Raw genomic sequence first — 25,659 nt, forward strand, 5'->3', positions numbered from 1 at the left:
GAGCAGATGGGCAGGCAGGGAAAGGTTCTCCTTGTCCTCGGAAGCGATCCCGTCTCAGCCGGGCGCGCACCCGAAGGTGCACGCTGCCGAGATGAAAGGTGGCACTGACATGGGCGGCTCTCGTGAGGATGCTGTCCGCGACGAGGTCGGGCACTGGTTCTTCGATGATTACTTGCCAACCTGGGTAGCAGTGGGCAGCGGTGCGATTCCCCGGGGGCCGGAGTTCATCCTTGACTACTGGGCGGCGCCGCTGCATATCAGTGGGCCGGCGTCGCGTGACTCGCTACTCGACGGTGACGCCGTCATCGGCTGGTTGGAACGCCATCAAGCCGCGTTGCGGGCGCAAGGATATTCGTACACCGCCGTACCCGACAGCAGGATGGTGTTTTATCACGATGCCGGGGTCGCGATCGAGGTGATCTGGTCACGTCGCCGTGTGGACGACAGCGAGATCGAACGTCTTGCTGTCCATTTCGAAGTGGCTCGGGAGTCCGCGGGGTGGCGGGTGGTCGGAATTCAGCATGCGTCAACGACGGCGGATTCATTGAGTACGGTGTGGCAGGCAGCGAGCTGATCAGCGGAGCATGTGGCGCTGCAGGACCGGCAACACGGTTGCGACCTGTGTTGCCGGCACGATGCCCCCGAGGACCTGGTGCGCCCGCTGTGGGACCGGCCGGTTCAGGCGGATCACCGGACGCTTGCGCTCGGCCACACCGGTGTGCATTCTTCGTTCCCGCGGCACGCTGAAGCCGCCACTGCCCTCTACGGGGTCGACGTGAGGTACCTGCTTCGCGAGGTCGGGCGACCGGGCGGCAGGCAAGAAGACATAATCGTGGATACCGCTCTGCAAGCCCTCCAGTGGAACCGAGCGCACCTCCGCCGAGTCCACAGCCGTCGACTGGCTCACACCCGAAGAGATCGTAGAGCGCATGTCCGAGGTCCAGGCGATCCGGCTTTCGGACGCACTGGACTGGGGCGGCCCCCACGTCCGCAGCCACGACGGCAAGCAGTTGAAGGAGTCCGCATGACACAGGACGGGCAGAACAACCGCCGGCCGCGGCGAATCGATGAACTTCACAGCCCCACGGGGCACGGAGGCACCAGAAGAGGCAGGGCGTGAAGAGCGGTGGTGCTGGTCAAGCCCAGGGCGGTGGAAGAAGCTCTTCCGGATGTGCGCATTGGATCCATGCCCGGCTGGTGAAGACCGGCCGGCTGAACGTGCGGTCGCCGTTTGCCGTGGAGCGCAGGACCAGACCGAGAGAGGGGAAGCTGGGTTCCCCGTAGACGCTGGTGTGGACCGGCTCGGTGTCTGCGACCTTCTCGATCCACAGGTTTAGCTCCGAGGGGGGCCGCCCCGTGAAAGTGGTCCCGTCATAGTGGACCTGGGGCCCGTAAAGGACATCGGCGATGACAGCCATCAAACCTCCGTCCTCATGCCTTTCGTAGTAGGTGCGGATGCCCAGGTCGTCGAAGTCTGCCCACCGATGTTCTTGGTCCCATCCGGTTGAGGCAGCACTGCCGAGAGCCTCGATCACATCATCACAACTTGCCCCGAAGCGCAGGGGTCCCACGCTCTCAAGCGGCACCCACGTCCACTGCAGCCGGTCCACGTCCGGAACAATCTTCTGTTCCCACCACCACATAAGCACCCACCGTGAACATGCCGAATCCGTGATCAGCATCATCACACGCGATGTTCCACAGCAGCGAAGTACCGCCTCCCAGGCAACCGGCTCCGAAAACTGACGCACCAGAGGCTGCGTGACAACCGCGATGACACCCCGGATGGCCGCTCTGTGGTGAGCTACAGATCAGATGCTCCCCGTACCACAACCGCGACAGATTGAGAGGGGAGTCACGGGAAACTGCGGTCACCAACGGTGCTCCGCTCCCGTGTCCGTCGATGTCGGCGTGCCGCAGGTCAGGCCCCAACTCGCCCCACCTCGCTCCCAAAGTGGTGGGGGACCATTGCCTGACTCATCGCATGTCTACGAGGCCGGTGGCTGCTCAACGAAGGCCGTGGCGATCACCGCCACGAGATGGGCTTCTGGCAGCTCGCGCAGAGGAATACCGGCACGCAGAGATTCTGCCGGACCGGCCATCAGCTTGAAGGGGCGCCGCAGCAACGATCCAAGGCACCGAGGCACGCCATGAGTCGTAGCGACCGGGGCCAGGCCAGGGCGGCCTCTGGGTCGTCCGAGGGCACACAACGACGACCAACACTGACAACCGCTGACCGCTCGATCGCAGGTCACAGTGTTGATCGTCTACGCGGACCCAGGACAGCAGACCCTGGATCGCTTCTTGTCTTCTGAGGGCACTACGGTCAGGGCGGGGCGCTCACGGATGGGAAGGAAGTGGGGTGTATGAGCGGGGACATCAGTGTCTCGGAGGAGTACGTCTGGCCCACGTCCTCCGGCACGTTCTGGTGGATCGTGGAGTACCTGAAGGAACGGGTCACCGACGAGTCCGTCTGGGCTTACGCCGACAAGGACGGGTTCGAGGTGCTGAAGAACTTCCGGGTGCACCGCCTCCCGGAGCCCGGCCGCCACGAGGTGCTGCACGTTCTGGCCGAAGAGGTCCCGCTCGCCTATGGGGCATGGGCTCGTGAACGCAGTTCGCTGTCCGAGGCCCAGATCGTCGGTGCGGTCCACGACCTGGAGATCCTGGCCATGATGGCCACCGAGGTGCTGCGCGAACTGGACGGCGGGAGCGCCGGGTGAAGTTCTACAGCGTCTCCATCTCTCCCGAATACGGCTGGCTCATGTACTCCGGCAAGGAGCCGATTTTCAACCTGATCGTCGACGTCCTCCGCGAGGAGGTGCCCGACCCCGGGGAACTCACGATCGTTCCCCGGCACGATGGTCCCGGTGAGAGCGGCCGCCATCTCAACCTGCCCACACTGTCGGCCGACCGGTACCGGGCGGCACTCGCGGTGCTCGCGGACCGGGCAGTACCCCGGGCACGTGCGGCGCTCTACGATGGCGAACTTTCCGCGGCCTACCCCAACCGGGAGTGGGGCGTAGGACGGGTTGAGGCGCTCGGGGACGTCACGACGGTGGCGCTCATCGCCAGGAACGTGCTGGCCCGGATGGGCTGACCGGCCTCAGATGTTCCGGAAGGGGCGCTCAGCGATAGGCGGCCGCAGCGTCTTGCTCAGTCGGCGAACCACACGACGCGGCGTACGTTGTCGTCACCGTGCTGTGCCGCCAGTGCCTTCATGGCGTCCCAGACGGGTTGCCACTCGCCGGTTTGGGTGACGGCGTCTCTGTGGCGGATGGTGACTGATCTGTAGAGCGTGCCCCCCAATGAGGGCTCAGCGAAGTGAGTGGGGGTCGGGCTGGCACAGCGCTCCACTTGGCCATTCGGAGACACGGCCGTCTCGGCCAGCCCCACGGCTGGGTCAGCCCGGCTTGACCGCCAGCGTCGCAAAATAGTGCGACATGTATTGAGCGGATGCGTTGGATTGGTGCGGCGCTTCCGCGAAGCCGGTGAGGACGAACCCCGCGGCGAGTTGCCCGCCGATCTGGTCGGTGAGGGTGTGGCTGTATTCAAGAGGGGCATCCGCGCCGAACTTCGTGGCGCGTTCCTCGGCGGAGTACTGCGTGACATCGCTGTAGGGCAGCTTGTGCACGACGATCAGCTCGCCGCGCTCGTCGAGCGCCTCGTGGTCGAACAAGTACACATCAGGGTTGAGGAAGCCCACGAGCAGAGTTCCGCCCGGTCGCAGGACGCGGAAGCACTCACGCCACACCGGTGCCAAGTCTGGTACGAACAGGTTGGAGACCGGATGGAATACGACGTCGAATGTTGCGTCGCCGAAGGCGCTGAGGTCGCGCATGTCGCCTAGGACGGTGCGCAGCTCGAGTCCGTCGCGCGCCGCCACCATCTCGTCCTGGCCGAGCTGGCGGGGTGAGTTGTCGAATACGGTGACCCGCGCCCCTGCGGCGGCGAGGATCGGACCCTGCTGGCCACCGCCGGAGGCCAGGCACAACACGTCCTTGCCGGTCAGGTCCGTCGGCAGCCAGGAGCGGTCGACTGGCTCACGCCCGATGAGAACAATCGACCAGTCGCCCATGCGGGCGCGCTCGACATCCTCAGCACTCACCGGCCTCGACCACTCGCTGCCCTCTTGGACACACTTGTCCCAGGCTGCCCGATTGTGGGCAACGGGGTCGACAACAATGTCCTGCACGTTTAACTCCCTGCTACAGCCCAGCGGACACCTGCGGTACGGACAGTTCGGTGCCGCTAGCCAACACGATTGCAGGGTGCGGGCTCAACGAAATTAGCGGGCATCGAGGTGTCAACGGGCTCGACGGGTGGTCGCGCAGCGGGTGCGTAAGCGCTGGTTGCCGGGGTTGCGGAAGCCGTAGGCGTCGCGGGCGATGGTCTTGAAGACCCGGTTGGTGATAGGACGACCACCCGACGCGGTGTCCAGCGTGCTCCTGCCTGGGATTCCGTGCATCCTGAGGCTGCGGCGCCGTCCTGGCCTCCGCCGCACGGCTCCTCCTGTCAGCGGCGGTTGGTGCACAGTAGCCCAGTCAAGCGTCGCTGCCCACGTCCTGGAGCACCAGTTTGGAAGGCTGAGGCTGCGGACCATCCCTCACCTGGGCGGACGCTGACCTGCAGCAAAGCGCCCCCGTCACCGCTGTTCCCCGTGGGTCCCCGTTCGGCACCGCCTCACCTGGCACGGCTGTGGCACGCCCGATCCCCTCGACGCGAACTCTGGACGCTGAGCTGCGAGGGCATTGAGCTGAGCTTCCCGCCGGATCTGGCGGCAGTCAGTCGGAATCAGAGAGCCAGGATCGGGCGTCCTCAAGTGCAGCTTCTGTGAGGGCGGGAGACAGTTCTGTGGACGCCCAGACCTCCAGTTGGTCATCGGGTGCTTCGAATGGGCGCGACACAGTAATCGCTAGATCGCCACCCCGCTCCGCGTACTCCATGGTCCAGCAGTCATCGATGATGTTGGTGAATCGAGTCACGGTAAAGCGTTTTCCGGCCAGCGTCACGTCACTCATGGTCGTTCATCTCCTCCCCACAACGGTCAGTTCTTGTGGAAGTGGTGAGCAACGCGCCCACCTGCGGCTTGCCCGGCCGCTGACGCGCGCCGACGCCGTGACCTGTTGTCATCGTCCGTCAACGTCGGTTCGTCACGGACGGCCCAGAGACGGCCCGATGCTCTAGGCATGTCCTGCCTGACCGGTGGCGATGAAGTCAGTGACGGAGCGGCTGAGTAGATCCAAGAAGGTGACCAGATCCTGGGCAGCCGGTACGAAGTCAACGTCTCGGCTCGCGCCTTGCGACTTGCAGACCACTCCCTGCCGATCGATGGCGAACAGCGAGCCGCCCCCATCGCTGGCGAACACGACAGCGACTTGATCGCAGGAAATGGATGAGTAAGCCGGTCCCTCACGGGTGAGTTCCTCGAGAACGTTTTCGGGAGAGTGGATGAAGTAGCCGTTTCCTACGTCGCCCAACGACACGTCCCCGATCACGCTGTAGAACGCAACCAGCGAGGGCGGGACCGCCGAATGGCCACTGAGCTCACGTGCTGCCATCCGGTGGCCGGGGCCGGCCAGAGTGATCTCGTTGTCTCCGGGCGGGTAGCCGTGGATGGCTTCGAATGAGGCCACCATGGGGCCGAGCTGCGCGGTGAGACTCTGATGCCAGGCACGCAGCTGGACTGCGTCCAGGTTGGACAAGGTCATCTGCATTTCACATCTCCGGCAATCGGTGCCCCCGGCCAGCGCGGTTCTCACCTCATGCCCTCGGCCTTCCCTTGCTGGCGCGCGGTGGCGGACGGCGCGCCGAGCGGGGCGCAGACTGGAGCGTGGGTGCGGCCGGACGCGGGCCGCGCGCCCGGCGGAGCGTGAGCGACGCCGGGTGTCTTGATGAAGTAGAGAAAGTCTTACCGCGCTGCGGTCGCTTCATGATGGTCTAGGGCGGACGTCAGGCGTCACCCGGCGCTAGACCGTCAAGCCTCGACCGCGCACGACAGAGATCCGTCGCCTTTCAGTCGCTGTGGCGCGCCACACCTACTCGCTGGCGTCGTCCCTGGTGTGCGGCTCTTCGGTGTCCGCCCTGGCTAGGTCGCGAAGGAGTGCCTCGATGACCAAGTGTTCCCGCATGCGGTCCCGCAGTCCCGCTGACGCGAGCCTTCCCGCGATCCATACATGCCTCGCGTTGCGGGGGTCGTACTCGAGAGGACGGCGCTGCCACGGGCGCCAGCGCGTCCAGCATCGCCGAGGTACCTCGTCTACCGTCACCAACGGCGGCAGATCCACGTCGTCCATATTCGTCATATAACTGGGGTAATGGAGATGGCGGAAGAGGCGCCTCCTGGTGATGGTCGTCACATCGGTGGGCCTCCCTTCGGGCGTGGCAGAGCGGCCCGGAACGCCACCAGGGAGGTCCCGGGCCGAAGCGGCCGAGGGCCGTCTCCCCGATGGCCTCGGAGGCTTGGTCGAGTAGTTGCCTGTGGTTGAGCGGCTCAGCGGTGAGAAGGGCGCCGAAGGCGCGACAGACGCTCCAGCAAGGCGACATTGGCGATCGCGGCGCAGGTCAACAGCGCCACGTTCAGCGTTGCGCTGCCGAGGCTCAGCCAGCCGGCCTCCGTCCCGTCCGGGGCTGCGGCGGAACCCCAGATCGAGCCGATCGCCGAGATCGCCGCATAACCCGCGTACATCGCCGGGAAAGCGATGGCGCCCGAGGGGAGGGTCAACGCGACGGCGGCCAGGTAGAAGGCAGCTCGTTCATCGACGGCTCCCGCTACGGCCAGACCTCCGATCAGCACCACGTAAGCCGCTTCCGCGAATCTTCCGACCATGCGCTTCATCTTCGCCCCCACCGCGCGCGCCTCGCCCCCTTGGACCAGGGTAGGGCGGGCTTTCCCGCGACTGCCAGCGCCTCAACTTCCGTTCCCCTTGAGCCGCGCCGCGGCGTAGCGTGGTGGCCCGGAACCCCACCGAAGGAGCTCCGGGCCGCTGTGGCGGGCTGCCGACCGCGGCGCGGATGAGGGCTGCGGGAAGTCCGGGCGGCTGTCCAGGAGTTGATCCACGCGCTGCCGGGTGACTCCGAGGCGCTGCGCGACCTCCGCCACGGAGACGAACTCCCGATGCCGAGCGGTAGTTGAGCCTGTCGATCGGCCTCGTTCCTGGTCATGGAGTGCACCTCGACCATGGAGGCATCGACGCCGGTTGCGTCAATCCCTCGGCGGACGGCCGCATCCCCGCTGTCGTGGCCAGCCCGACGTTCCGAGTGTGGACCGCACACCTGGGTCCGGCAGCCGCAGGACGGTCGTACCTTGCCTCCGGCCGCCTTCTTGCGTGTTTCTCACTTGCCCCAGGCGCGCCGTTGCTCGTCTCGCTGGGCGGTGACATCGGGAATCGCGGCGATGGCCTCCGTACAGCGGCCCTGCTGGACCAACAAGCGGGCCAGCTCGGTCGCTGACCAGCGGCCGGGCACTTGCTTGCGGAGGTGGGCGATGGCCTCCTCCTCGCGGCCGTCCTTCGCGAGCAGCAGCGCGATGGTGACGTCCCGGTCGTCGACCTCGTCCGGCGGCAGCGCCTCTATCTCCGCGATGGCCTCACGGCAGCGTCCCACTTCGCCCATCAGCCACCAGCGGTTGGAAGGGAGCCAGTGCCCGCTCCCCTTGAGGAACTCGGCGCTGCGCCCCTCCGTGAGTTCCAGGGCTCTGTCCGGGTGCCCGTGTTCGGCCAGCAGGAGCATCGCCGGCTGGAGGAGGTTCTCGTGGAGGTCGTCGAACGTGTGCGCCACCGCCTCGATGGCCTCCTCGAACCGGCCCTGGCGGACCAGCAGCTCCAGCAGCTCGCTCCGGTACCTGGCCGGATACTCGCCGGTGTCGATGAGGCGGCGCAGGTACGCCTCCGCGTCCCCGGCCCGCCCCAGGGCCTCCAGGGCCGTCACGTAGGGGCGAGCGGCGACGGACATCTGGGTGCCGGTCGCGAGCTCGTGCAGCTCCTCGATCCGCCCGTGCCGCGCCAGCAGCTCGGTATAGAACTCGACGGTGTTCTGCGGCCCGTACCGGCGCGCGGCCACATCCGCGCCCAGCAATCCGATCGCCTCATCCACCCTGCCGGACCGTTCCAGGACGAGAGCCTGTGCGGGCAGGACGTCCCACAGGCCATGGCCGCCGCACTTGCACTGCTCTTGGCCGCGCCGAAACTCCTCGGCCATCGGGGCGAGCAGCTCCAGCACCCGGTCGTCGCGCCCTTGGCCCTCGGTCATCCGCACCAGGGACCGGAGCACCCACGCGTTGCACAGGTGCGGCACGAGCACGTCGATCGCCTCGTCCACCAGCCCGGCCTTGACCAGCACCTCGGCGTAGTCCGGCCACGTGTCACGCGTCTCCTCGTCCCGTGCCTCGGGGTCCGCCAGCTCCAATGCCTGGTCGATACGGCCCCACCCCGCCAGGACGTCGGCGCCAAGGCGGACCGCAGGCTGCCAGCCGGTGGCCGCGAACGGCTCGATGACATCCCAGGCCCGCTCGAACTCGCCCTCGGTGCACAGCCCGCGGACCGCGCCCTCGGCGCAGAACCAGTCCCCGCGTTCCCGCGCTGCCTCCATCAGCGGCTCCAGGCCGCCGTGTTCGAGGATCTCGTCCACGATCCGCGGCGAAACGCCGCCGAGATGAACCCGCTGCCACTCAAGATCATCAACATTCACGGGAGCACCCTAGGCCCCCCCCACTGACACCCGCTCGCCGTACCGGGGGCCGCGAGGGCGGCGAGTGCCGTCGCCTCACTTCGTGAAGCCGCGTGCAGTGCTGCGGAGGGTGTGACGACCGGCTGCGCCGACAGGCGCCGTCACGGCGGGTTGGCCGCTGCCCGGCAGGCGCCGGTGGCGGCACCGCCCGGCACGCCGGCGCCGGTCAGGCCGCTGACACAGCCCTTCAGGTCACCGTGCACCCCCAGGGTGCACGCCGTTGTGACCGCGTCCGAGACCTCGACGCCCGTTTGCCGGACCATGTTCGTGCAGGACGGGATGTCCGCGTGGGCGGCGGGTGAGGCGAAGGCCGCGCCGCCGAGTGCGATGGTCAGACCGGTGAGGAAACCGGCGGTTCGGATCGACATGTGCATGGAAGGCACCTGCTCTCCGGGGCTGGTCGGGAATCCAAGGCGCCGAGCAGCGGATACGACCGGTGTACGACCGTGGAACCGGGCTCCGTCCCTGTCGGCTCGGCAGACCACCCCTTCATCCGACACTAGAACAGCGCGCCACCGTGCGCACTCCGGTTCGGCGCCGCTGGGACCCATCTGGCTCTGCTCCCGCGGTCCGCGCACGGCGGCCGGTGCGATACCTGTGGGGAACCGCGTCGAGTGGTACGAGCGTCCCGGCAGCACTCCCGCTCCGCTCCACCCCGACCAACTGCCCGCGGGCGCGGTTCCGTCCGTTTGGCTAGTGTTGGTACTCCCCAAGGACGCTGCCCTGTCGGTGCCCCCCCGCGATCACCTTGGCGCGGTCGCGGCCGAGCTGAACACCCGGCCTGGCACAACGCTCGGCTGGGCATGCTCTGCTACCTGTCTGCACGAGCTGATGGCTCCCTGAACTGCACTTCCCCTACCTGGGATCGTCGCTGTCCCAGGGATAGCCGAAGAGGTCGGGCCGGACGCCCCATGTGTTGAGCACGGTGATCAGCTCAGACTCGTCCGGGGCCTCAGCGGACTTGATGAGGACTGCGTCGATGTCGTAGTCGAAGCCGTCGACGCGCTCTCGGTCGTACTCCCAGTGGTCAAGCCGGAAGCTACGGTCAACATCGCTGCGAACCCATCCCTCGTCCCGCGCCTGGGCATCGGCCTCGGTCTGCTGGGGGCGGATGTCCATGAACGCGCGACGATCCGGCCGCGATGCCGGGACCTCCGCAACCAGCCTCCTGCCGAGGCGGAGCGCGGAGAGTTTGTCCTTCGGCCAGTCCGATCCGCCATTCATGAGCCTTCATTCTTGCCCTGTCCACGGAGGGACGGGGCTCTGGGAGCATTCCCGCCGACGATGCGGCAACGGCTCGGCCGGGAACTCCCGGCCGAGCCGTTGCTTACACTCCCGGCCGCACACGCCAATGATCACGTGTTGCGGCGATCCCTGGAATCCGCCATACGACGTCTGCCGAGCCTTCGCGCATGGGTCAGCCGGCGGGGGTGGACTCCACCGGAGCCGGGGCGGGGGCGGGGGCCTCCGCCGGGGCGACGGGGGCGGCGGCCGCCTCCACGGGAGCGGCAGGAGCGTCCTGCGCCGGAACCGCGGGGGCCGCGACGGGAGCCGCGGGAGTCACGGCGGCGGCCGCAGCGGCAGCGGCGGCCTTGGCTTCCTCGACGGCCTTGGCCTCGGCGGCCTCCGCCGCCTCGATCTCCGCGGTGTGCTTGGCCACGAACGCCTCGCCCAGGACCTCGTGGGCCTCCTTGAGGTGGTCGAGCTCCACCTCGCCGTTCTCGGCGACGTGGCCCTCCAGGGCCTCGAACATCCGCTCCACCGGCTCGTGCGAGCCGCCGAGGCGCTGCTCGGCGTAGACCGCGACACCCAGCTTCAGGAAGAGCTCGGCCGTGCGGCGGTTGACGGTGAAGTCGTGGATGGCGTCACCGCCCGCGTCAAAGCCCTTCTCGATGACTTCGAATGCCTTCTTGATGAGACTCACGCTGGTGCTCCCCTGCACGTGCCCGTCGGGCGACTGCCTGACTGTGACCTGATCTGACCTGAACTGAACTGCCCTGTACCGCAACTGACCGAACACGCCGGTCCGCGCCGAACCCTATGGCAGCCTCCCGGCCGATGCGCAGCCACCCCGCCCCCAATCCACCAGCAGTGGGCGAGGCTTGACGGGACGCCGGGCGTAACACGTGCCGGGGGCCGCCTGGCCGAGTGACCGCGTGCGGCAGTCGCTCGACCGCGCCGGCAACCCCTTCCTGACGCTCGCGCCGGCGGAACCGTTTCACCCGGGCGCCGTGTCCTCCTCCGCAATAGGTGGTTCGACGCCGCGGAGCCACACGTGAAGGGGGATGTCCATGGGTCAGGTACGCGAGGGGGCATGGTTAGGGGCATGGGCCGTCGGCGGAGTCATCGCCCTGGCGGTGTTGTACGTGATCGGGGTGTTCGCCTTCGGCGGCGCGGGGTGGATCACCGCCCCGTTCCGCGGTGAGGCGGACGAGCGCGAGAACACAGTCGCTTCGGGCGAGTTCCGGCAGACCACGTACGAGGAGTTCTTCGATCTGTGCGCGGCCGTGCAGAACGCCGAAGGGACGATCCAGGCACTGCAGGAGGAGCGGAAGGCCGCCTCGGAGATCCGAACGACGCAGATCGACCAGTCGATCACCGCGCTGAAGGCCACGCGGATCGAGTCGGTCAACGCCTACAACTCGAAGGCCGCCCAGGAGCACCGCGCGCCCTTCCGTGACAAGGATCTGCCGTACCGGCTGGATGCCACCGCCGAGCGCACCACGTGCACCAACTGATCCGCACCTCATTCCGGGAAGAGGGCAGCATCGCATGAAGAAGTTCGCACGCATGGCCCTGGCCACCCTCGTCGCGCTCGTCGTGGGCCTCGTCCTGACGTCCTGCACCGAGTCCAGCCAGGACAAGGAGAACAAGGCCAAGCAGGACAACTACGACCGCCTCGTGGCCCAGCAGCCGGCAGGCCGCATGGAGTACTCGCCGACCCGCGAAGCGATCAACCAGTGGGTCAAGACGTGGGGGCAGCGGGGCAAACTCTCCTACGTCTACATCCAGAACGCCAACGGCGAGTACGGGTACTTCATCATGAAGGGCCTGCCGGTGCCGCGCTGCAAGATGCTCACGCCGACGGAGCGGGTGGAGTCCACCTCCAACGGCGTCGCGGTCCTCGCGCAGCCCGGCATGGACGGCACGTACACCTCCGGTTCGACCTGCAACGCCTACTATGGCTTTGACGCGACGACGAACGCGTACATGGAGTTCACGGTCGGCACGAACCAGTCGTTCTTCCTGTTCGACAAGCCCATGACGATGCCGGAGTACGCCAGCGCCAAGCAGTTGGGGCCGTCCTCGGTGAAGGATGTCGAGAAGCAATCGTGAGTGGCCGGGCGCCGGTTCGAACCGTTCCGGCCCCGTGTCCCGTCAAGCGGCTTCGAGGGTATCGGTGATCTTGCGGGTCATCGGCCTGCTCTACGCGCGCTTCCTCGCCCCCGGTCCTCTCGAGCACCTTCGGGGCGTGGCCCACACCTGTACACGCCGCCGGTTCTGGGCCGCGAGGGCACGTGGCGACTGGAGTTGGTGGATCCGTTCCTGCGCCCCGGTGATGGTCGGCTCCCGACCGTCCAGGAGGTGATGGCGGTCTATGTCCTGACCGTCCTTCCGTACGCGGAGCACCTGTGCTGGCACAAGCAGCACTGCCCAACCCACGCCGCCATCAAAGAGGCTGCGGACCACGCCCGGACCGAATGGGAGCCCTTCGACCCGGTCGGCCACTTCCTCGATCAAGTCGCCGAGATGTGCACGATCAAGGCCGCAGAAGGCTGGGTGCGACAAGGCCGCGCGGGCCGACAAGGACGTCACCATCCACTCACCTGTGCGGCCGTCGTCATGTCACCACCGACCCCGCGCTACCGCGTATCGAGTCGTTAGGCTCAGAGGCATGACTCTTCTGCGGATGGACAACGTCGCCATCGTCGTCGACGATCTGGACGCGGCTGTCGCCTTCTTCACCGAGCTCGGCATGGAGCTGGAAGGAAAGGCGCAGATCGAAGGCCTCTATGCGGACCGCACCGTCGGACTCGACGGCGTCCGGAGCGACATCGCGATGATGCGGACCCCGGACGGCCACAGCAAGCTGGAGCTGACCAAATTCCACACCCCCGCGGTATCCGACGCCGAGCCGCGGAACCCTCCGCCCAACACGCTGGGCCTGCATCGCGTCATGTTCGCCGTCGACGACATCGACGACACCATCGCCCGCCTGCGTGCACACGGCGCCGAACTCCTCGGCGAGGTGGCGCAGTACGAGAACATCTACCGGCTCTGCAACCTCCGCGGCCCCGCAGGCATCATCGTCGCCCTGGCCGAACAGATTGGCTGACGCGGGCCTGCCGCACGGAGCATGTCGACGGTCAGCACCGCTATGACGCATCTGCGACAGGGGCGCCGCAGGCTGCTGTACGAGCCCGGGGATTCCGCCGGCGGACGGTGTCGGGCGCCGGGAGGACTTCGCGGACCCGCACGGCCGCACGGCCGCTGGCGCGGAGGGGGAAGTCGGCGTAGCGGTCAGCGCTGACCCCGAGCTGCTTCGCGATCGCCGCGAACGGTGTGCTGTCCGGGTCGACGCCGCCCGGCCGGTCGGACAGCGCGCACAGTTCCTTGACCGCTTCCCGCGCGGACGCCAGGCTCACCCCCAGCCGAGCGGCGACGCCTTCGCCGGGGCCTCCGCGGTCCGCGCCCGGTTCTCCGTCGGCTTCCCCGGCGTGTCCGGCTGGCCCTTCGCCATCGCGGCCACGACCGCCTCGGCCTTGACCGGGCTGGGCGACGGGGCCGCAACCGCGGACGCGGTCAGGCACTCAAGCGGTGTCGCGGGCGATCCAACCGGGACGATCACCGTGTCCGCCGAGGCCGTAAAGCGGTGGACAGCTTTGCGGTGCTGGGCGAGCATCTCCGCGATGACTAGCGAACCTCTCTCCGCCCCCAAACGCGTCCGCTTCGTCGAGCTCAGCGCAAAGGCGCTGCGAGCGCTTGCCGAGGGTGACCTCGCCGGCGGCAGCGCCGAGGCCGGGGTCGCCCTTGACGAGTACTTCGTCTCTGACCGGGCCCGCGGGATCTTCGGCTACCGCGCCGGCCAGCTCGCCGAGGACCCGTCTGTCGCTCCCTGGATCGTACGGGCCGCGGTGTCCGAGCCGGACGGGACCGTCGTCGGCGACGCCGGGTTCCACGGGCCGCCGGACGAGGCCGGCATGGTCGAGGTCGGCTACACCGTCGTTCCCGGGTACCGCCGCCAGGGCTACGCCCGCGCCATGCTGGCAGCGCTGCTCGTCAGGGCCGCCGCCGAACCCGGTGTCAGGACCGTGCGGGCCACTATCAGATCCGACAACAACGCCTCCCTGGCCACCATCGCGGGCTTCGGTTTCACGTGCGTCGGCGAGCAGGGGAACGAGCGCGACGGGCGCGAGCTCGTCTTCGAGGTCCCGGCAGACGCGATCCAGGCCGAGTAGCTGTACGGCCGCGGCGGACATCGCAAACGTCCCGGTCGGGCCGTGACATGAGAAGATGCCAACTCGCCCTGATGAGAACTCGCAGGGCTTCGCAGCGAGAGTTCCTATGGGCCCGGCCGTCTGCGGGGAGGCATGGGGATCCGCCTTTCGGCCACCGATCAACGAGAACCGGCCGATGACCGTATCGGTGCGGCCACGCACTTCCGGTGCGAACAAGCGTTCCCGTAATCTCCCTTTCCGAATGATCAAGGGGGTCAGGCCTCCCATCACCTGAGGGCAGCATCGGATCGGCATCGGCCTGCCCATCGCCGGGGAGCACCCCGTCGTGGCATCGGCCAGGGCGGCTTCAGCGCCCATACCGGGCCGGTGACCACAGGCCGAAGGCGGCTTCCGTAACCGAGGGGACCACGTTGGACTTCGACACCGCGGTGTCTCGCCATGCCGGCCGTTGCATCGGCCTGTCGCTGGCGGTCGTCGCCGCGACCGCTCTCGCGGCCGGATGCGGCCCGTCGGAGGGGAGGCCGTCCACGGCACGCACGACGCCATCGTCCCCGCTCGTCGTGGTGACGGCTCACGCGAGCCCGTCGCAGTCCGAAGCCGAGCTGCAGGGCGGGGGCCCGGAGGGGGACGACGGAACCGGCGACGCGGGGACCGCCGCTTCGAAGGACGGTGTCATCGTGCGTGAGCCTGTGCTGAAGGAGACCGGCGACGCCTTCCGGGTCGGCGTCAGGGTCGTCAACACACACTCCGCACCGGCCAGGATCCATGCCCTCATCCGGCTGACCGGACCCTGGGGATACAACGCGGAGCTTGATGTGCAGACCGACGTTCTGGGGTACGGCGATTCCCACTACGGCGTCTACACCGCGCACGACGAGGCTGAAGGTGCGGTGATCCCCGACCGGCCAACGGTCGTGGTGGTCGAGGTCACTCGAACCCGGGTGTGACGCCCCGCGTTTCTCATCATCGCCCTGGCCGCGGGCTCGCGCGGATTCGCCGAGCCGAGCGGACGGGCCTGGCGGTCCGACCGGGACGCGTACGGCAGGTCGACGCCACGGTGACGAGCAGCGCTGTGCGGTAATCCACTTGAGCGGGCGCCGGTGGACGTCCAGGCTTGCGCGGTGATTCCCGTGCTGTCCCCTGGCTTTCTGAGCTGGGACGAGGTGGACCCCACCCGTCATCCCTTCGACAGTGCGTCGGCAGCGCAGGTGGTGCGCTCGCTCGGGCCGGCCGGGCGTGTGCCCCGCCGCCCTGACGTTGCTGTGGCCGACCCGGCAACGAGTGCCTGGAGCCACGGCGAGGGCAAACTCTGGGCCGACGCCATGTCGCATGCCCTCGTGGAGCGCTATGGCCGCTGGGCCGTGGGCTGGCGCTGGGCGCACGACGAGGGCGACTTCGACGGCGGGCCGGTCGGGAACTGGTGCTGCCCCCGTGACTCGATCACCACCCCGGAGGAGACGCTCGCCCGGGTTGTCGCGGCGCTGTGCGAGTGGCGCGGATGGCTGGAGAGTCTCGCCGGGTGGTTCGAGGCATACCCGTTGAAGGCGCCGGACGGCGTCACCGACGGCCCGGTCGTTCCCGCCCGCGACGGCGCGGCGGAGGACATCCGCGCCTTCGACGGCGCTGTGGACGCCACGAGGGCGGATGGCCTGCTCGCCGCCCTGGAACAATTGCGGGCCGACGCGGCACGCGGTGCTTCACTCAATTTCGAACTACTGCAGGGTTGGCAGCAGCACGTCCTGGACACAGCGCAGCCGCCACCGTTCCGAACCCTGCCCGCCTTCGCCAAGGGCGGCCGGGAACGCTACGGCATCGGCCCGGGCACCCGCGACCGCCTCGACGCCTGCCTGACCGAGAGCGCAGCCGGCGGCGAGCAGCCTCTGCCCCTGACCGCCCGAGCCGCCCGCGCCCATCTCGACGTCTGCTTCTTCCATCCCTTCGACGACGGCAACGCCCGGTCCGCGTTCCTCGCCCTCGTCTTCGTACTCGCTCGCGAGGGCGTCGCGTTGAACGGGGTCAGCTTGCTGCGTCGCATCGCCTTCCAGGCCGCCGACCCCCAGGACGCACTGATGCTCGCCCGGTACATCGACGTCCACCGCGCGGATACCCGACGCAGCCTCGGCGCCCTCGGCTCCTAGGCCGGCCGGCAGAACGACACCTGGGCGTCCGGCGCCGCGCCTGGGTCTCCACCTCTCCGGGCTGGTGACCAGGATCACCTACGCGGACCCTGTCCGAGGACACGGTCATGCTCATCGTCGTGGTCTCGGTGGTCGCCTACGGCAGGTCCAGGATGAGGCGGAAGGCACAGAGCTGAGCGACTCCGGTCAGCGATGCGTCGGGGCGACGGCCGCTGAAGCGACCGCTCATCGGCCTTGCGACACTGGTTGAGTGCCGCACAAGGAACGGCAGACGGACCAGCGCCTGGAGCGAGCCATCCTGGAGTTGTTGGACCGTCGTGCGCCGACCGCGACGATCTGCCCTTCTGACGCCGCGCGGGCGGTCTATGAAGGGGATGACGACGGCTGGCGCGCGCTCATGGAACCGGCCCGGCGAGCGGCCCGGCGGCTGGCCGCAGCCGGCGAGGTGGAGATTACGCAGGCCGGCCGTCCCGTCGAGGCGGCCAAGGCCCGCGGCCCCATCCGTATCCGCCGTCTCCGCTGACCTGTTCGGGGCCACACCACAGAGTGTGGGTCGCCGTCTCGGGTACTCGGTGTGGGCCCCAGCCACCCCGGGTCAAGCTCCCACCGGGTCAACCCGCTGCTCGTGGTCCGGTGGTCCGTTGGTCGTATGGGGGAGGCACCCGGTTGGACGCGGTGATCAGAGGGCTGTGGTGGCGGCGCTTGCCGGGGCCGGGTTGCCTTCGGTGCGGGCGGTCGCCCTGAACTGGCCCGGCGGCTGCGAGCGCGCCCGGCGGAAGGCCCGGCTGAAGGCGTAGCCGGAGGAGTAGCCGACCGAGGCGGCGATCGTGTCGAGGCTGTCGTGGGTGTCGCGCAGGCGCCGCGCGGCGAGGTCCATGCGCCAGCGGGTGAGATATGCGCCCGGCGACTCGCCGGTGGCGGTGGCGAAGCGGCGGTCGAGAGTGGCGCGCGAGACTCCGACCTCACGGGCCAGGGCGGCGGTGGTCCATGGCCTGGCGGGTTCCTCGTGGAGCTTGGTCACGGCGGCTCCCACCACCGGGTCGTCCAGAGCCCCGAGCCAGGAGGGGACGGACGTACCTCCGGAGGCGAGCCAGGACCGGAGCACCTGGACGAGCAGTACGTCCACGAGTCGGTCAAGGACCACGCCGGTGGCCGCTCGCGGAGCGGCGAGTTCGCGGCCGAGCAGGCGCACGGTGTCTTGGGCCAGCCCGTCCGGGTCGTCGCCCGCGCGCAGGTGGACCACGTCGGGCAGCAGAGTGAGCACCTGCGTCGAGACCGTCCGATCATGGTCGTAGTCGGCGCACAGGATGCGGGCACGTACCGGTCCGGTGCCGATCGACACGGTTCCGGAGCCGGTGAGATGCCAGTCGTCGAACGTGCGGGGCCCCGTGCGGGTCACTGCTGCCGGGTCGCTGCCGAGTGCGTGCGCGGCCCCGCCGGGCAGGAGGACGACGTCACCCGGCATCAGTTGCAGGGGCGGGCCGTCGGGCAGACCCACCCAGACCGTTCCCCCGGTGACCGCGTGAAGCGACGCGCGCGGCGTCGCGGAGGTCCACCACCAGCCCCAGTCCTCGCCGGCCTCGATGCGCGCACCGACAGCTCCCCGAACATCCGACAGGGCCAGTACCTCGGCGAGCAGATCCATGAATGCAGTCTACTCGAGTGCAGTGAGGCAAACAGACATGTTCTTGCGCTATTGAGCCATCGTTCCACTCAGGGTCTGCGTCATACGGTGAGGCCATGAAGATTTCGGGAAGCACTGTACTGATCACCGGGGCCTCTCGCGGGCTCGGCCGTCACTTCGCCGAGGAACTCCTCGCGCGCGGTGCCAAGGTGTACGCGACCGCACGTGACCCCGAGCGCGTGGACATCGCGGGCGCCGAGCGCCTGCGCCTCGACCTCCTCGACCCCGCCTCCGTCACCGCTGCGGCCGCAGCCGCATCGGACGTCACGCTGCTGATCAACAACGCTGCCATCAGCCTCTACCAGGACCTCGTCACCGGTGACCTGGACAAGATCCGTCGCGAGCTGGACACCTCCTTCTACGGCACCCTGTCGGTCGTGCGTGCCTTCGCCCCGGTGCTCGCCGCGAACGGCGGCGGCGCGATCCTGAACGTTCTCTCGCGTCTGTCGTGGCTCTCCTACCCGGGGGCCAACTCCTACGCGGTCGCCAAGGCGGCCGCCTGGAGCCTGACCAACGGCGTCCGCCTGGAGCTGGCGGGGCAGGGCACCCAGGTCACCGGCCTGCTGATGAGCTCGACCGACACGGACATGATGAGCGGGTGGGACATCCCGAAGAACGACCCCGCCGATGTCGTGCGCCAAGCCCTGGACGGACTCGAGGCCGGCGAGCTGGAAGTCCTCGCGGACGAGGACACCCGCTTGGCGAAGGCGGCGCTCAGCGCAGACCCGGGCGAGACGTACGGCGCGCTCCTCACACAGTCAGGAACTCATGGTGACCGGGAGGGCGCCCGGCAGTGAGACGGAGGAAGTGACGCGTCGGGGGAGGCCCCACCGCCTGTGGGCTGCGCGGTGAAACGAACTGTCGGTTGGCCTCTCCGCGCGGGCGGAGGGGCCAACCGCTCAGGCGGGCACGGTCGATGCGGAGCGAACGCTACGGCTCACCCGCGTATCAGGCGACCGACGTGTAGTGCGAGGCGTCGCCCTTGATCGAGTAGCTCGCCTTGCCCTCGACGCCTACCGGCACCTCTCCGGCGACCGTCACGCGGTGCAGGCGGCGCGGCAGACCGTCGTAGTTGTCGATGGCGTAGTGCTGGGTGATCCGGTTGTCGAACAGGACGAGCTGGTTCGGGGACCAGCGCCAGCGCAGGATGTTCTCCGGCCGGGTGACGTACGCCTGGAGCAGGTCGAGGATCCGGCGGGACTCCGGCACCGACAGGCCGACGATCCGCTGCGCGAACCCGCCGATGAACAGGCCGCGATCACCGGTCAGCGGATGCACCCGGACGACCGGGTGGGCGGTCCGGTAGCCGATGGAGGTGAACTGGGCGCGCTGCTCGGCCTTCTCCTCGTCGATCTCCTCGTCGGGCAGCGCGTAGTCGTAGTCGTTGGTGTGCTCGGCCCACAGGGTGTCGGCGAGCAGCCGCAGCGGTTCGGGCAGTTGGCGGTACGCGGCGGCCGCGTTGGCGATGAGGGTCTCGCCGCCGTATGGCGGGACGGTGATGCTGCGCAGGGTGCTGGCCTGCGGCGGGTTGAGGACGAAGGTGACGTCGGTGTGCCAGTGGTTGGCGCGGCCGCGTTCGCTGTCCACGGGGAGCACGTTCGGTGCTTCGTTCACCGAGGGCACGGTGGGGTGGGCGGTGGTGAGGTCGCCGAAGTGGCGGGCGAAGGCCTGCTGGCCGTCGTCGTCGAGGTCGACGCCGTCGAAGACCAGTGCCTTGTGCTCGTTGAGGGCGGCACGCAGTGCGGTGACGGTGTCGTCGTCGAGGGGCTTGGCGATGTCGACGCCGGACACCTGGGCGCCGATGTGGGCGGTGACCTTGCGGATCTCGATCTCGGGCATGGGCGCGTCCTTCCGGGTTCAGACGAGAGCGGCGGTGTGCTGGTTGGCGGGATGCGGGAGGCCGTAGCGCTGCCGCAGGGTCTGCCGCGGGCCGTACTCGGTGCGCAGCAGGCCGCGGGAGCGCAGGATCGGCACGACGTGGTCGACGAAGAGAGCGAGGCCGGACGGCAGGACGGCGGGCATGATGTTGAAGCCGTCGGCGGCTCCCAGCCGGAACCACTTCTCGATCGTGTCGGCGACCTGCTCGGGCGTGCCGGTGAAGGTCAGATGGCCGCGGCCGCCGCCGAGGCGGGCGATGAGGTCCCGAACGGTGAGGTGCTCGCGTCGGGCGAGCTCCACGACCAAGGTGTAGCGGCTCTTGGCCCCTTCGATGGCGCTTTCCGGCGGCAGGTCGGAGGGCAGCCGGGCGTCGAGTTCGAGGACGCCCGGTTTGAGGTGCAGGAGGTGTTCCAGACGCTTCAGGCCGTGTTCGTGGACGATGTGGTCCTCGAGGTCCTGCTCGTGGGCGCGTGCCTCGGTCTCGGTGGAGCCGATGACCGGGACGATGCCGGGCAGGACCTTGATGTGGTCGGGGTCGCGGCCGACCGCGCCCGACCGGTCCTTGAGGTCGGCGTAGAAGGCCTGTGCGTCCGCCAGTGTCTGCTGGGCGGTGAAGACCGCCTCGGCGTACCGGGCCGCGAACCGCTTGCCGTCCTGCGACGAGCCCGCTTGCACCAGGAGCGGGTAACCCTGCGGGCTGCGGGGGACGTTGAGAGCGCCTTCGACGCTGAAGTACCTCCCCTTGTGGCGCGGCGGATGGATCTTGCGCTCGTCGCCCCAGACTCCCGCCGCCTTGTCCGCGACGATCAGGTCGTCCTCCCAGCTGTCCCAGAGCTTGAGCGCGACGTCCAGGAACTCCGCGGCGCGCTCGTAGCGGTCGGCGTGGGCGGGCTCGTCGTCGAGCCCGAAGTTGCGGGCGGCCTCGACGCCGGCGGTGGTGACGATGTTCCAGCCCGCGCGGCCGCCGCTGACGTGGTCCAGGGAGGCGAAACGGCGGGCGAGGTTGTAGGGGGAGTTGTACGACGTGGAGGCGGTGGCGATCAGCCCGATGTGCTCGGTGGCCGTGGCCAGGGCGGTGAGCAGGGTGAGGGGTTCCAGAGCACCGGAGGGGCGCTGGCCGACTTCGCTGAACAGGACCGGGCCGTCCGCGAGGAAGATCGAGTCGAAGGTGCCGCGTTCCGCGATGCGCGCGAGGTTGCGGTAGTGGTCCAGGTCGACGCTCGCGTACGGGTCGCTCTCGGGCAGACGCCAGGACGCCTCATGGTGGCCGGTGTTCATCAGGAAGGCGTTGAGGTGTAGTTGGCGCCCGGTCACTGGTGTTCCTCCCCGAGGTTCGGGTGCTCTTGGTGGTGGCGGTGCTCGGTGACGCCGAGGGCGGTGAGCAGGCGCTCGCGGTATTCGGCCAGGAGCGGGTCGCGGTGCGAGCGCGGGTGCGGGCGCTCGATGGCCAGATCCAGGCCGATGCGCCCCCGGTCGAGCACGAGCACCCGGTCGGCCAGAACGAGGGCCTCGTCCACGTCGTGGGTGACGAGCAGTACGGAGGGCCGGTGGCGTTCCCACAACGCGCGCAGCAGTGCGTGCATCCGGATCCGGGTGAGCGCGTCCAGGGCGCCGAAGGGCTCGTCGGCGAGCAGCAGCTCGGGGTCGCGGACCAGGGAGCGGGCCAGCGCGGCGCGCTGTGCCTCACCGCCGGACAGTTCGTTGGGCCAGGCCCGTTCGCGGCCGGCCAGACCCACCTCGGCGAGGGCGGCGCGGCCGCGTTCGGTGGCTTCCTTGCCGTCCGTCCCCAGCAGCGCGTTGTCGAGCACGCGGCGCCAGGGCAGCAGCCGGGAGTCCTGGAAGACGACGGAGACCCTTTCCGGGGCGGTCAGTTCGCCGCTGCCGACGACGTGGTGGTCGAGCCCGGCGATGGCCCGGAGCAGGGTGCTCTTGCCGGAGCCGCTGTGGCCGAGCAGGGCCGTGAACTGTCCGGCCGGGATGGAGAGATCGATGCCGTCGAGGACGGTACGGCCGTCGAAGGAGCGGGTCAGCCCGGTGAGCCGGACCGCCGCGGCCTCGACATCGGTCAGTTGCTCAGCGTGCGTCGCCACGACAGCACCCTCCGTTCGATGAGGCGGACCGTGCTGTCGGAGACCAGGCCGAAGACGCCGTAGATCAGCAGGCCGACGAGGATGGTGTCGGTGCGTCCGTAGTTCTGGGCCTGGAACATCATGTATCCGAGGCCGCTGGTGGCGTTGATCTGCTCCAGGACGACCAGGGAGAGCCAGGACCCGGTCACTCCGAGCCGCAGGCCGACGAAGAAGCCGGGCAGCGCGCCGGGGATGACGATCTGCCGGATGAAGGCGATCCGGGACAGGCCCTGGACCTCGGCGAGTTCGACGTAACGGTGGTCGATGCCGGACAGTGCCGCGTGCAGGTTCAGGTAGATCGGGATGTAGACGACGATCGCGATGATGGCGATCTTGAAGGTCTCACCGATGCCGAGCCACAGGATGAACAGCGGGATCAGACCGAGGGTCGGGATCGCACGGTTCAGCTGCACCGAACCGTCGATCAGGGCCTCGCCGACCCGGCTGAGCCCGGCCGCCAGGGCGAGGACCACGCCGGCGGTCAGCCCGAGGGCGAACCCGTATCCGGCGCGTTCCAGCGACGTGAGCACGTCGGTGGGCAGCGTCCCGTCGGTCCACAGCCGGCCGGCGGTGCGCAGCACCGTCCAGGGGGCCGGGATCGCGCCCGGGTCGAGCTGACCGGCGGCGGACGCGGCGGCCCACAGGGCGACGAACAGGCCCGGGCCGACGAGTCGGGAGGCGGGCAGCCGTTTGCCGGGCGCAAGGCGGCGGGATTTGGTGCGACGTACCGCGGGAGCCTTCGTCGCGGGCTGGGTCACCACGGGTGCCGTCTCGGTGGCGGTCATGGTCATCACCTCCGGTACTCGGCAGGGACGGCCTTCGCCGCGATGCCCTCGAAGCGCCGGTCGAACAGCGAGTCGACGTCGAACCCCTTCACGAAGCCGCCCTCGGCCAGCAGGTCCGCGGTCTCCTGCTCCCACTTCACCGCCTCGTCCCAGCTCGGCGGGAACAGCGGCTTGTTGGTGAGCGCGGTGATCGACCGGGCCTGCACGAGGGTGAGGTTCTGGGTCTTGACGTAGAACTCCCGGTTCCAGGCGTCCGGGTGCTCGTACGCCCACACCTGGCCCTTCGCCCAGCGCGGGATGTACGCGGCGACCGCGGCGGCCTTCGCGGGGTCGGCCAGCACGGAGGAGGGCGCCCACAGCAGGTTGAGGAGGTCCACGACGTCGGTGGCGATGGTTCGCGCGCCCTTGGAGCCGTACTGCTGGATGTAGGCGGGGGCCTGCTGGTTGGCCAGCGGGGCGATGTCGACCTGGCCCGCCTGGAGCGCGGTGAGGAACTGGTTGCTGGTCAGCGGCACCAGGTTCACCTCGTCGTACTTCAGCCCGGCCTTCTTCAGGGCGCGCAGCAGGACGACGCCCTGCGCCTGCCCCTGAGAGAAGGCCAGCTTCTTCCCCCGAAAGCCCTGGACGTCCTGGATGTCGCTGCCGGGCTTGGTGGCGAAGGCATAGGTGGGCTTGCGGGTGATGTTGATCGCGACGATCTTCGCGTCGTAGCCCTGGAAATGCGCCTGGATCGGCGGGATCCCGGCGTTGTTGGCGAGGTCCAGGGACTTGGCGCGGAAGGCGTTGATGACATCGGGACCGGCCCCGATGTTCAGCCAGTCGGCGACGGTGAAGGGCAGGTCGGCCAGGCCCGCCAGCTTGAACTGGAGCTGCTGGACGCCCTGGTAGGAGGCGATCTTCAGGCTCGTCCCGGAGGGCACCTGGGAAGCCAGCGGTGCGGACGCGGCCCCCTTGGACCGGGCGACGTCGGCGCTGGCTCCCGCGCAGCCGGCGAGCCCGGCAGCGGCGGCGACGCCGAGCAGGGAGGACAGGAACAGCCGCCGGTCGACGCCGGATGGGGAGGGGGACAAAGGTGGCATGGGAGCACTCCGGGAGTTCATGGGACGGGAAACGCGCGTGTTTCCGGGCAGGGCGAAGCCAGGAAGGGAAATCGCGCGCAGAAACAGGCACACGCCGAAGGCGCGGCAAAAAGAAGGAAGTACGGCGTCGTCAGCGCGTCAACGTCAATGCCTCAACGCGGCAACGCGTCAACAACTCAGCAACACAGAGTGCGACCGACCCGCATCAGGTCGATGACACGGCACTTGGTCAGCCTGACCTGCCGCGACGGCGTCAGCGCGACACCGGTGTTCCGGTCGCGGCCCTGCCGCGACCGGAACACCGGGGAAAAGCCCTGCGCGCTGCTCATGCACAGGATGCTCCTGGCCACGCGCAACCCCTGTCAACATTCGGAGTTTCTGAATTAAGTCCGCCCCGGTGACGCGCCCAGCGGATCCCGGTAGAGCACGTCGAGCGCCACCGAACCGCCCGCCACGGCCAGCACCGAGTCCGGGAAACTGGTCGGCACGACCACCGCCCCCCTCTCCGGCCCCACCGCCTCACGCAGCGCACCGAGGCAGTCCTCCCGGTACATCACCCCGACCTCGGTGACCACGACCGTGTCCGGATTGAGCACGTCGAGCAGCAGCCGGGCCGCCCGACCGACCATCCGGGCGCGCTCCATCAGCAGCCGTACGGCCACCTGGTCGCCGTCGGCCGCGGCGTCCACCACGTGCATCGGATTCGCGGTGCGGATGACACCCCGCTCGCGCGCCCGGCGGCACAGCGTCCGCTCGCTCAACTCGACCTGAAGGCACCCGGTACGGCCGCAGCCGCACGGCTCCGTGCCGCCCTCCACCGGTAGGTGGGCGATCGCCCCGGCCTGCGAGCGGGGGCCGTGGTGCACCTCGTGGCCGGTGGCGAAGGCCGCGTCCACCACATTCCCCACGAACAGGTGCAGCAGGCTCCGGGCGCCCCGCACCTGCCCGAACAGCCGCTCCCCGTTGACCAACGCCCGTGCGTGCCCGTCCACATGGACCGGCAGGCCGGTGCGCACGCCGATCGCCTCCCGGACGGCAACGTCACGCCAACCCAGCAGCCCGTGCTCCACGATGGTCCCGCACTCCCGGTCCACCCAGCCCCCGGCCGCCACGCCGACGCCCAGCGGGGTACGGTCGCCGGCCTCCTTCAGCAGCGCACCGAGCCCGTCCGCGGCGTTCGCCAGGACCCGGCCCGGCTCAATGCCGTCGCCGTGACCCAGTCGCCGTTCGGCGAGCACCCGCCCGCGCAGGTCCAGAAGGGCGACGGTGGTGTAGGGCACCGCCACGTGCACCCCGCCGACCACGAACCGGGAGGCGTCCAGGTCGACGGGTATGTGCGGGCGCCCGACCCCCTTCGACCGCCGGGGCACGGCGGCCTCCCGGATCAGACCGAGAGCCCCCAACTGGGCGCAGTGATCGGACACCGAGGCCGGGGACAAGCCGGTCAGAGCCGCGATGGTGCTCCGCGCGACCGGCCCGTGCTCCAGCACGGACCGCAGGACGACACTGGCGCTTCTCCTGCGCCTGGCGCCGTCCGAGGCCCGGCCGGCCACCGCGGGGGCCGGGGGAGAGGGAAGGGCGACCTGGGGAATGGGTACCGCTGAGCGAGGCATGGGGAACTTCCTCGGGAACTGGTCCGACACTGCGCCGTCTGCGTCTCGGCGGCCGGATTCGTTCCGGCCGGCCTAGCTGTGGCGACAGGTGGCCGTGCCCTGGCGTCGCAGGTCGACATAGCGACGCGACGCGAAGTTCTCAGCCTGGGCGACCATGGCTCGAAGCT

The 25,659-nt window shown here is 69.0% G+C and carries 30 protein-coding genes and 2 pseudogenes; 14 read left to right on the top strand and 18 right to left on the bottom strand.

The features are described 5' to 3' along the window. Positions 1 to 31: 31 nt before the first annotated feature. The 3 genes and pseudogenes from OG937_38340 to OG937_38350 all read left to right on the top strand — a co-directional run bounded on the left by OG937_38340 (position 32) and on the right by OG937_38350 (position 1,028). On the top strand, positions 32 to 574 hold the full coding sequence (locus OG937_38340; GenBank protein ID WUD77151.1) for a hypothetical protein: 543 nt from the start codon (positions 32 to 34) through the stop codon (positions 572 to 574). 18 nt (positions 575 to 592) lie between these two features. Next, positions 593 to 847, top strand: a pseudogene (locus OG937_38345) (4-hydroxy-2-oxovalerate aldolase). Next, a pseudogene (locus OG937_38350) lies at positions 846 to 1,028 on the top strand (NUDIX hydrolase). The pseudogenes OG937_38345 and OG937_38350 overlap by 2 nt, the downstream one beginning before the upstream one ends. 108 nt (positions 1,029 to 1,136) lie before the next feature. Here the strand turns inward: OG937_38350 and OG937_38355 are convergent. Then, positions 1,137 to 1,685: a hypothetical protein gene (locus OG937_38355; GenBank protein WUD77152.1), complete on the bottom strand. Its 549-nt coding sequence runs from the start codon at positions 1,683 to 1,685 to the stop codon at positions 1,137 to 1,139. 681 nt (positions 1,686 to 2,366) lie between these two features. Here OG937_38355 and OG937_38360 point away from each other — a divergent pair. Continuing rightward, positions 2,367 to 2,723, top strand: a complete 357-nt coding sequence (locus OG937_38360) for a hypothetical protein (GenBank protein WUD77153.1) — start codon at positions 2,367 to 2,369, stop codon at positions 2,721 to 2,723. Next, the gene (locus tag OG937_38365; GenBank protein WUD77154.1) at positions 2,720 to 3,100 is read left to right on the top strand and encodes a hypothetical protein; all 381 of its coding nucleotides are present in this window, start codon (positions 2,720 to 2,722) and stop codon (positions 3,098 to 3,100) included. The genes OG937_38360 and OG937_38365 overlap by 4 nt, the downstream gene beginning before the upstream one ends. A gap of 303 nt (positions 3,101 to 3,403) precedes the next feature. Here the strand turns inward: OG937_38365 and OG937_38370 are convergent, their stop codons facing one another. From OG937_38370 to OG937_38405, 8 genes are all read right to left on the bottom strand, one after another. Continuing rightward, positions 3,404 to 4,195, bottom strand: a complete 792-nt coding sequence (locus OG937_38370) for a class I SAM-dependent methyltransferase (GenBank protein ID WUD77155.1) — start codon at positions 4,193 to 4,195, stop codon at positions 3,404 to 3,406. Between the two features lie 589 nt (positions 4,196 to 4,784). Beyond that, positions 4,785 to 5,021, bottom strand: coding sequence for a hypothetical protein (locus tag OG937_38375; protein WUD77156.1), 237 nt, complete (start codon positions 5,019 to 5,021; stop codon positions 4,785 to 4,787). A 162-nt stretch (positions 5,022 to 5,183) separates the two neighbouring features. Beyond that, entirely contained in the window at positions 5,184 to 5,717 is a 534-nt protein-coding gene (locus OG937_38380; GenBank protein ID WUD77157.1) for a hypothetical protein, read from the bottom strand. A 776-nt stretch (positions 5,718 to 6,493) separates the two neighbouring features. Further along, positions 6,494 to 6,838: a hypothetical protein gene (locus OG937_38385; GenBank protein ID WUD77158.1), complete on the bottom strand. Its 345-nt coding sequence runs from the start codon at positions 6,836 to 6,838 to the stop codon at positions 6,494 to 6,496. Between the two features lie 497 nt (positions 6,839 to 7,335). Beyond that, positions 7,336 to 8,688 (bottom strand): hypothetical protein, encoded by a 1,353-nt coding sequence (locus tag OG937_38390; GenBank protein WUD77159.1) that lies wholly within the window; start codon positions 8,686 to 8,688, stop codon positions 7,336 to 7,338. Between the two features lie 140 nt (positions 8,689 to 8,828). After that, complete coding sequence (locus tag OG937_38395; GenBank protein WUD77160.1) at positions 8,829 to 9,095, bottom strand: hypothetical protein; 267 nt, start codon at positions 9,093 to 9,095, stop codon at positions 8,829 to 8,831. A gap of 487 nt (positions 9,096 to 9,582) precedes the next feature. Beyond that, positions 9,583 to 9,951 (bottom strand): hypothetical protein, encoded by a 369-nt coding sequence (locus OG937_38400; GenBank protein WUD77161.1) that lies wholly within the window; start codon positions 9,949 to 9,951, stop codon positions 9,583 to 9,585. A gap of 193 nt (positions 9,952 to 10,144) precedes the next feature. Further along, positions 10,145 to 10,651, bottom strand: coding sequence for a hypothetical protein (locus OG937_38405; GenBank protein WUD77162.1), 507 nt, complete (start codon positions 10,649 to 10,651; stop codon positions 10,145 to 10,147). 361 nt (positions 10,652 to 11,012) lie between these two features. Between OG937_38405 and OG937_38410 the strand changes: the two genes are divergently transcribed. The 4 genes from OG937_38410 to OG937_38425 all read left to right on the top strand — a co-directional run bounded on the left by OG937_38410 (position 11,013) and on the right by OG937_38425 (position 13,063). After that, positions 11,013 to 11,465 carry a hypothetical protein gene (locus tag OG937_38410; protein ID WUD77163.1) on the top strand — a complete coding sequence of 151 codons (453 nt, stop codon included), beginning with the start codon at positions 11,013 to 11,015 and terminating at the stop codon, positions 11,463 to 11,465. Positions 11,466 to 11,499: 34 nt separating this feature from the next. Next, positions 11,500 to 12,063: a hypothetical protein gene (locus OG937_38415; GenBank protein WUD77164.1), complete on the top strand. Its 564-nt coding sequence runs from the start codon at positions 11,500 to 11,502 to the stop codon at positions 12,061 to 12,063. 198 nt (positions 12,064 to 12,261) lie between these two features. Next, the gene (locus OG937_38420; GenBank protein WUD77165.1) at positions 12,262 to 12,612 is read left to right on the top strand and encodes a hypothetical protein; all 351 of its coding nucleotides are present in this window, start codon (positions 12,262 to 12,264) and stop codon (positions 12,610 to 12,612) included. 10 nt (positions 12,613 to 12,622) lie between these two features. Beyond that, positions 12,623 to 13,063 (top strand): VOC family protein, encoded by a 441-nt coding sequence (locus OG937_38425; protein WUD77166.1) that lies wholly within the window; start codon positions 12,623 to 12,625, stop codon positions 13,061 to 13,063. Between the two features lie 306 nt (positions 13,064 to 13,369). Here OG937_38425 and OG937_38430 read toward each other — a convergent pair whose 3' ends face one another. Beyond that, positions 13,370 to 13,630: a hypothetical protein gene (locus OG937_38430; protein ID WUD77167.1), complete on the bottom strand. Its 261-nt coding sequence runs from the start codon at positions 13,628 to 13,630 to the stop codon at positions 13,370 to 13,372. Between the two features lie 7 nt (positions 13,631 to 13,637). On the opposite strand from OG937_38430, the gene OG937_38435 reads away from it, so the two are divergent. The 4 genes from OG937_38435 to OG937_38450 all read left to right on the top strand — a co-directional run bounded on the left by OG937_38435 (position 13,638) and on the right by OG937_38450 (position 16,847). Next, entirely contained in the window at positions 13,638 to 14,186 is a 549-nt protein-coding gene (locus OG937_38435; GenBank protein WUD77168.1) for a GNAT family N-acetyltransferase, read from the top strand. A gap of 410 nt (positions 14,187 to 14,596) precedes the next feature. Further along, on the top strand, positions 14,597 to 15,133 hold the full coding sequence (locus OG937_38440; protein ID WUD77169.1) for a hypothetical protein: 537 nt from the start codon (positions 14,597 to 14,599) through the stop codon (positions 15,131 to 15,133). Between the two features lie 375 nt (positions 15,134 to 15,508). Continuing rightward, positions 15,509 to 16,324, top strand: coding sequence for a Fic family protein (locus tag OG937_38445; GenBank protein ID WUD77170.1), 816 nt, complete (start codon positions 15,509 to 15,511; stop codon positions 16,322 to 16,324). 250 nt (positions 16,325 to 16,574) lie between these two features. After that, the gene (locus tag OG937_38450) at positions 16,575 to 16,847 is read left to right on the top strand and encodes a DUF3253 domain-containing protein (protein WUD77171.1); all 273 of its coding nucleotides are present in this window, start codon (positions 16,575 to 16,577) and stop codon (positions 16,845 to 16,847) included. Positions 16,848 to 17,003: 156 nt separating this feature from the next. Here the strand turns inward: OG937_38450 and OG937_38455 are convergent, their stop codons facing one another. Beyond that, the gene (locus tag OG937_38455) at positions 17,004 to 17,969 is read right to left on the bottom strand and encodes an AraC family transcriptional regulator (protein WUD77172.1); all 966 of its coding nucleotides are present in this window, start codon (positions 17,967 to 17,969) and stop codon (positions 17,004 to 17,006) included. Positions 17,970 to 18,064: 95 nt separating this feature from the next. Between OG937_38455 and OG937_38460 the strand changes: the two genes are divergently transcribed. Then, positions 18,065 to 18,805, top strand: coding sequence for an SDR family oxidoreductase (locus tag OG937_38460; protein ID WUD77173.1), 741 nt, complete (start codon positions 18,065 to 18,067; stop codon positions 18,803 to 18,805). A 151-nt stretch (positions 18,806 to 18,956) separates the two neighbouring features. On the opposite strand, the gene OG937_38465 is transcribed toward OG937_38460, so the two are convergent. The 7 genes from OG937_38465 to OG937_38495 form a co-directional block, all read right to left on the bottom strand. Further along, positions 18,957 to 19,847 (bottom strand): TauD/TfdA family dioxygenase, encoded by an 891-nt coding sequence (locus OG937_38465; GenBank protein ID WUD77174.1) that lies wholly within the window; start codon positions 19,845 to 19,847, stop codon positions 18,957 to 18,959. 18 nt (positions 19,848 to 19,865) lie between these two features. Beyond that, positions 19,866 to 21,200: an LLM class flavin-dependent oxidoreductase gene (locus OG937_38470; GenBank protein WUD77175.1), complete on the bottom strand. Its 1,335-nt coding sequence runs from the start codon at positions 21,198 to 21,200 to the stop codon at positions 19,866 to 19,868. After that, a complete protein-coding gene (locus OG937_38475; protein WUD77176.1) occupies positions 21,197 to 21,976 on the bottom strand; it encodes an ABC transporter ATP-binding protein in 780 nt (259 codons plus the stop codon). The genes OG937_38470 and OG937_38475 overlap by 4 nt, the downstream gene beginning before the upstream one ends. Further along, entirely contained in the window at positions 21,952 to 22,806 is an 855-nt protein-coding gene (locus OG937_38480; GenBank protein WUD77177.1) for an ABC transporter permease, read from the bottom strand. Before OG937_38480 ends, OG937_38475 begins: the two co-directional genes overlap by 25 nt. Further along, positions 22,806 to 23,879 (bottom strand): ABC transporter substrate-binding protein, encoded by a 1,074-nt coding sequence (locus OG937_38485; GenBank protein WUD77178.1) that lies wholly within the window; start codon positions 23,877 to 23,879, stop codon positions 22,806 to 22,808. The genes OG937_38480 and OG937_38485 overlap by 1 nt, the downstream gene beginning before the upstream one ends. Positions 23,880 to 24,055: 176 nt before the next feature. Next, positions 24,056 to 24,208: a hypothetical protein gene (locus OG937_38490; protein ID WUD77179.1), complete on the bottom strand. Its 153-nt coding sequence runs from the start codon at positions 24,206 to 24,208 to the stop codon at positions 24,056 to 24,058. 54 nt (positions 24,209 to 24,262) lie between these two features. Next, positions 24,263 to 25,492, bottom strand: a complete 1,230-nt coding sequence (locus OG937_38495; GenBank protein WUD77180.1) for an ROK family protein — start codon at positions 25,490 to 25,492, stop codon at positions 24,263 to 24,265. Between the last annotated feature and the right edge of the window lie 167 nt (positions 25,493 to 25,659).

Source organism: Streptomyces sp. NBC_00510 (genome assembly GCA_036013505.1).
Taxonomy (GTDB): domain Bacteria; phylum Actinomycetota; class Actinomycetes; order Streptomycetales; family Streptomycetaceae; genus Actinacidiphila.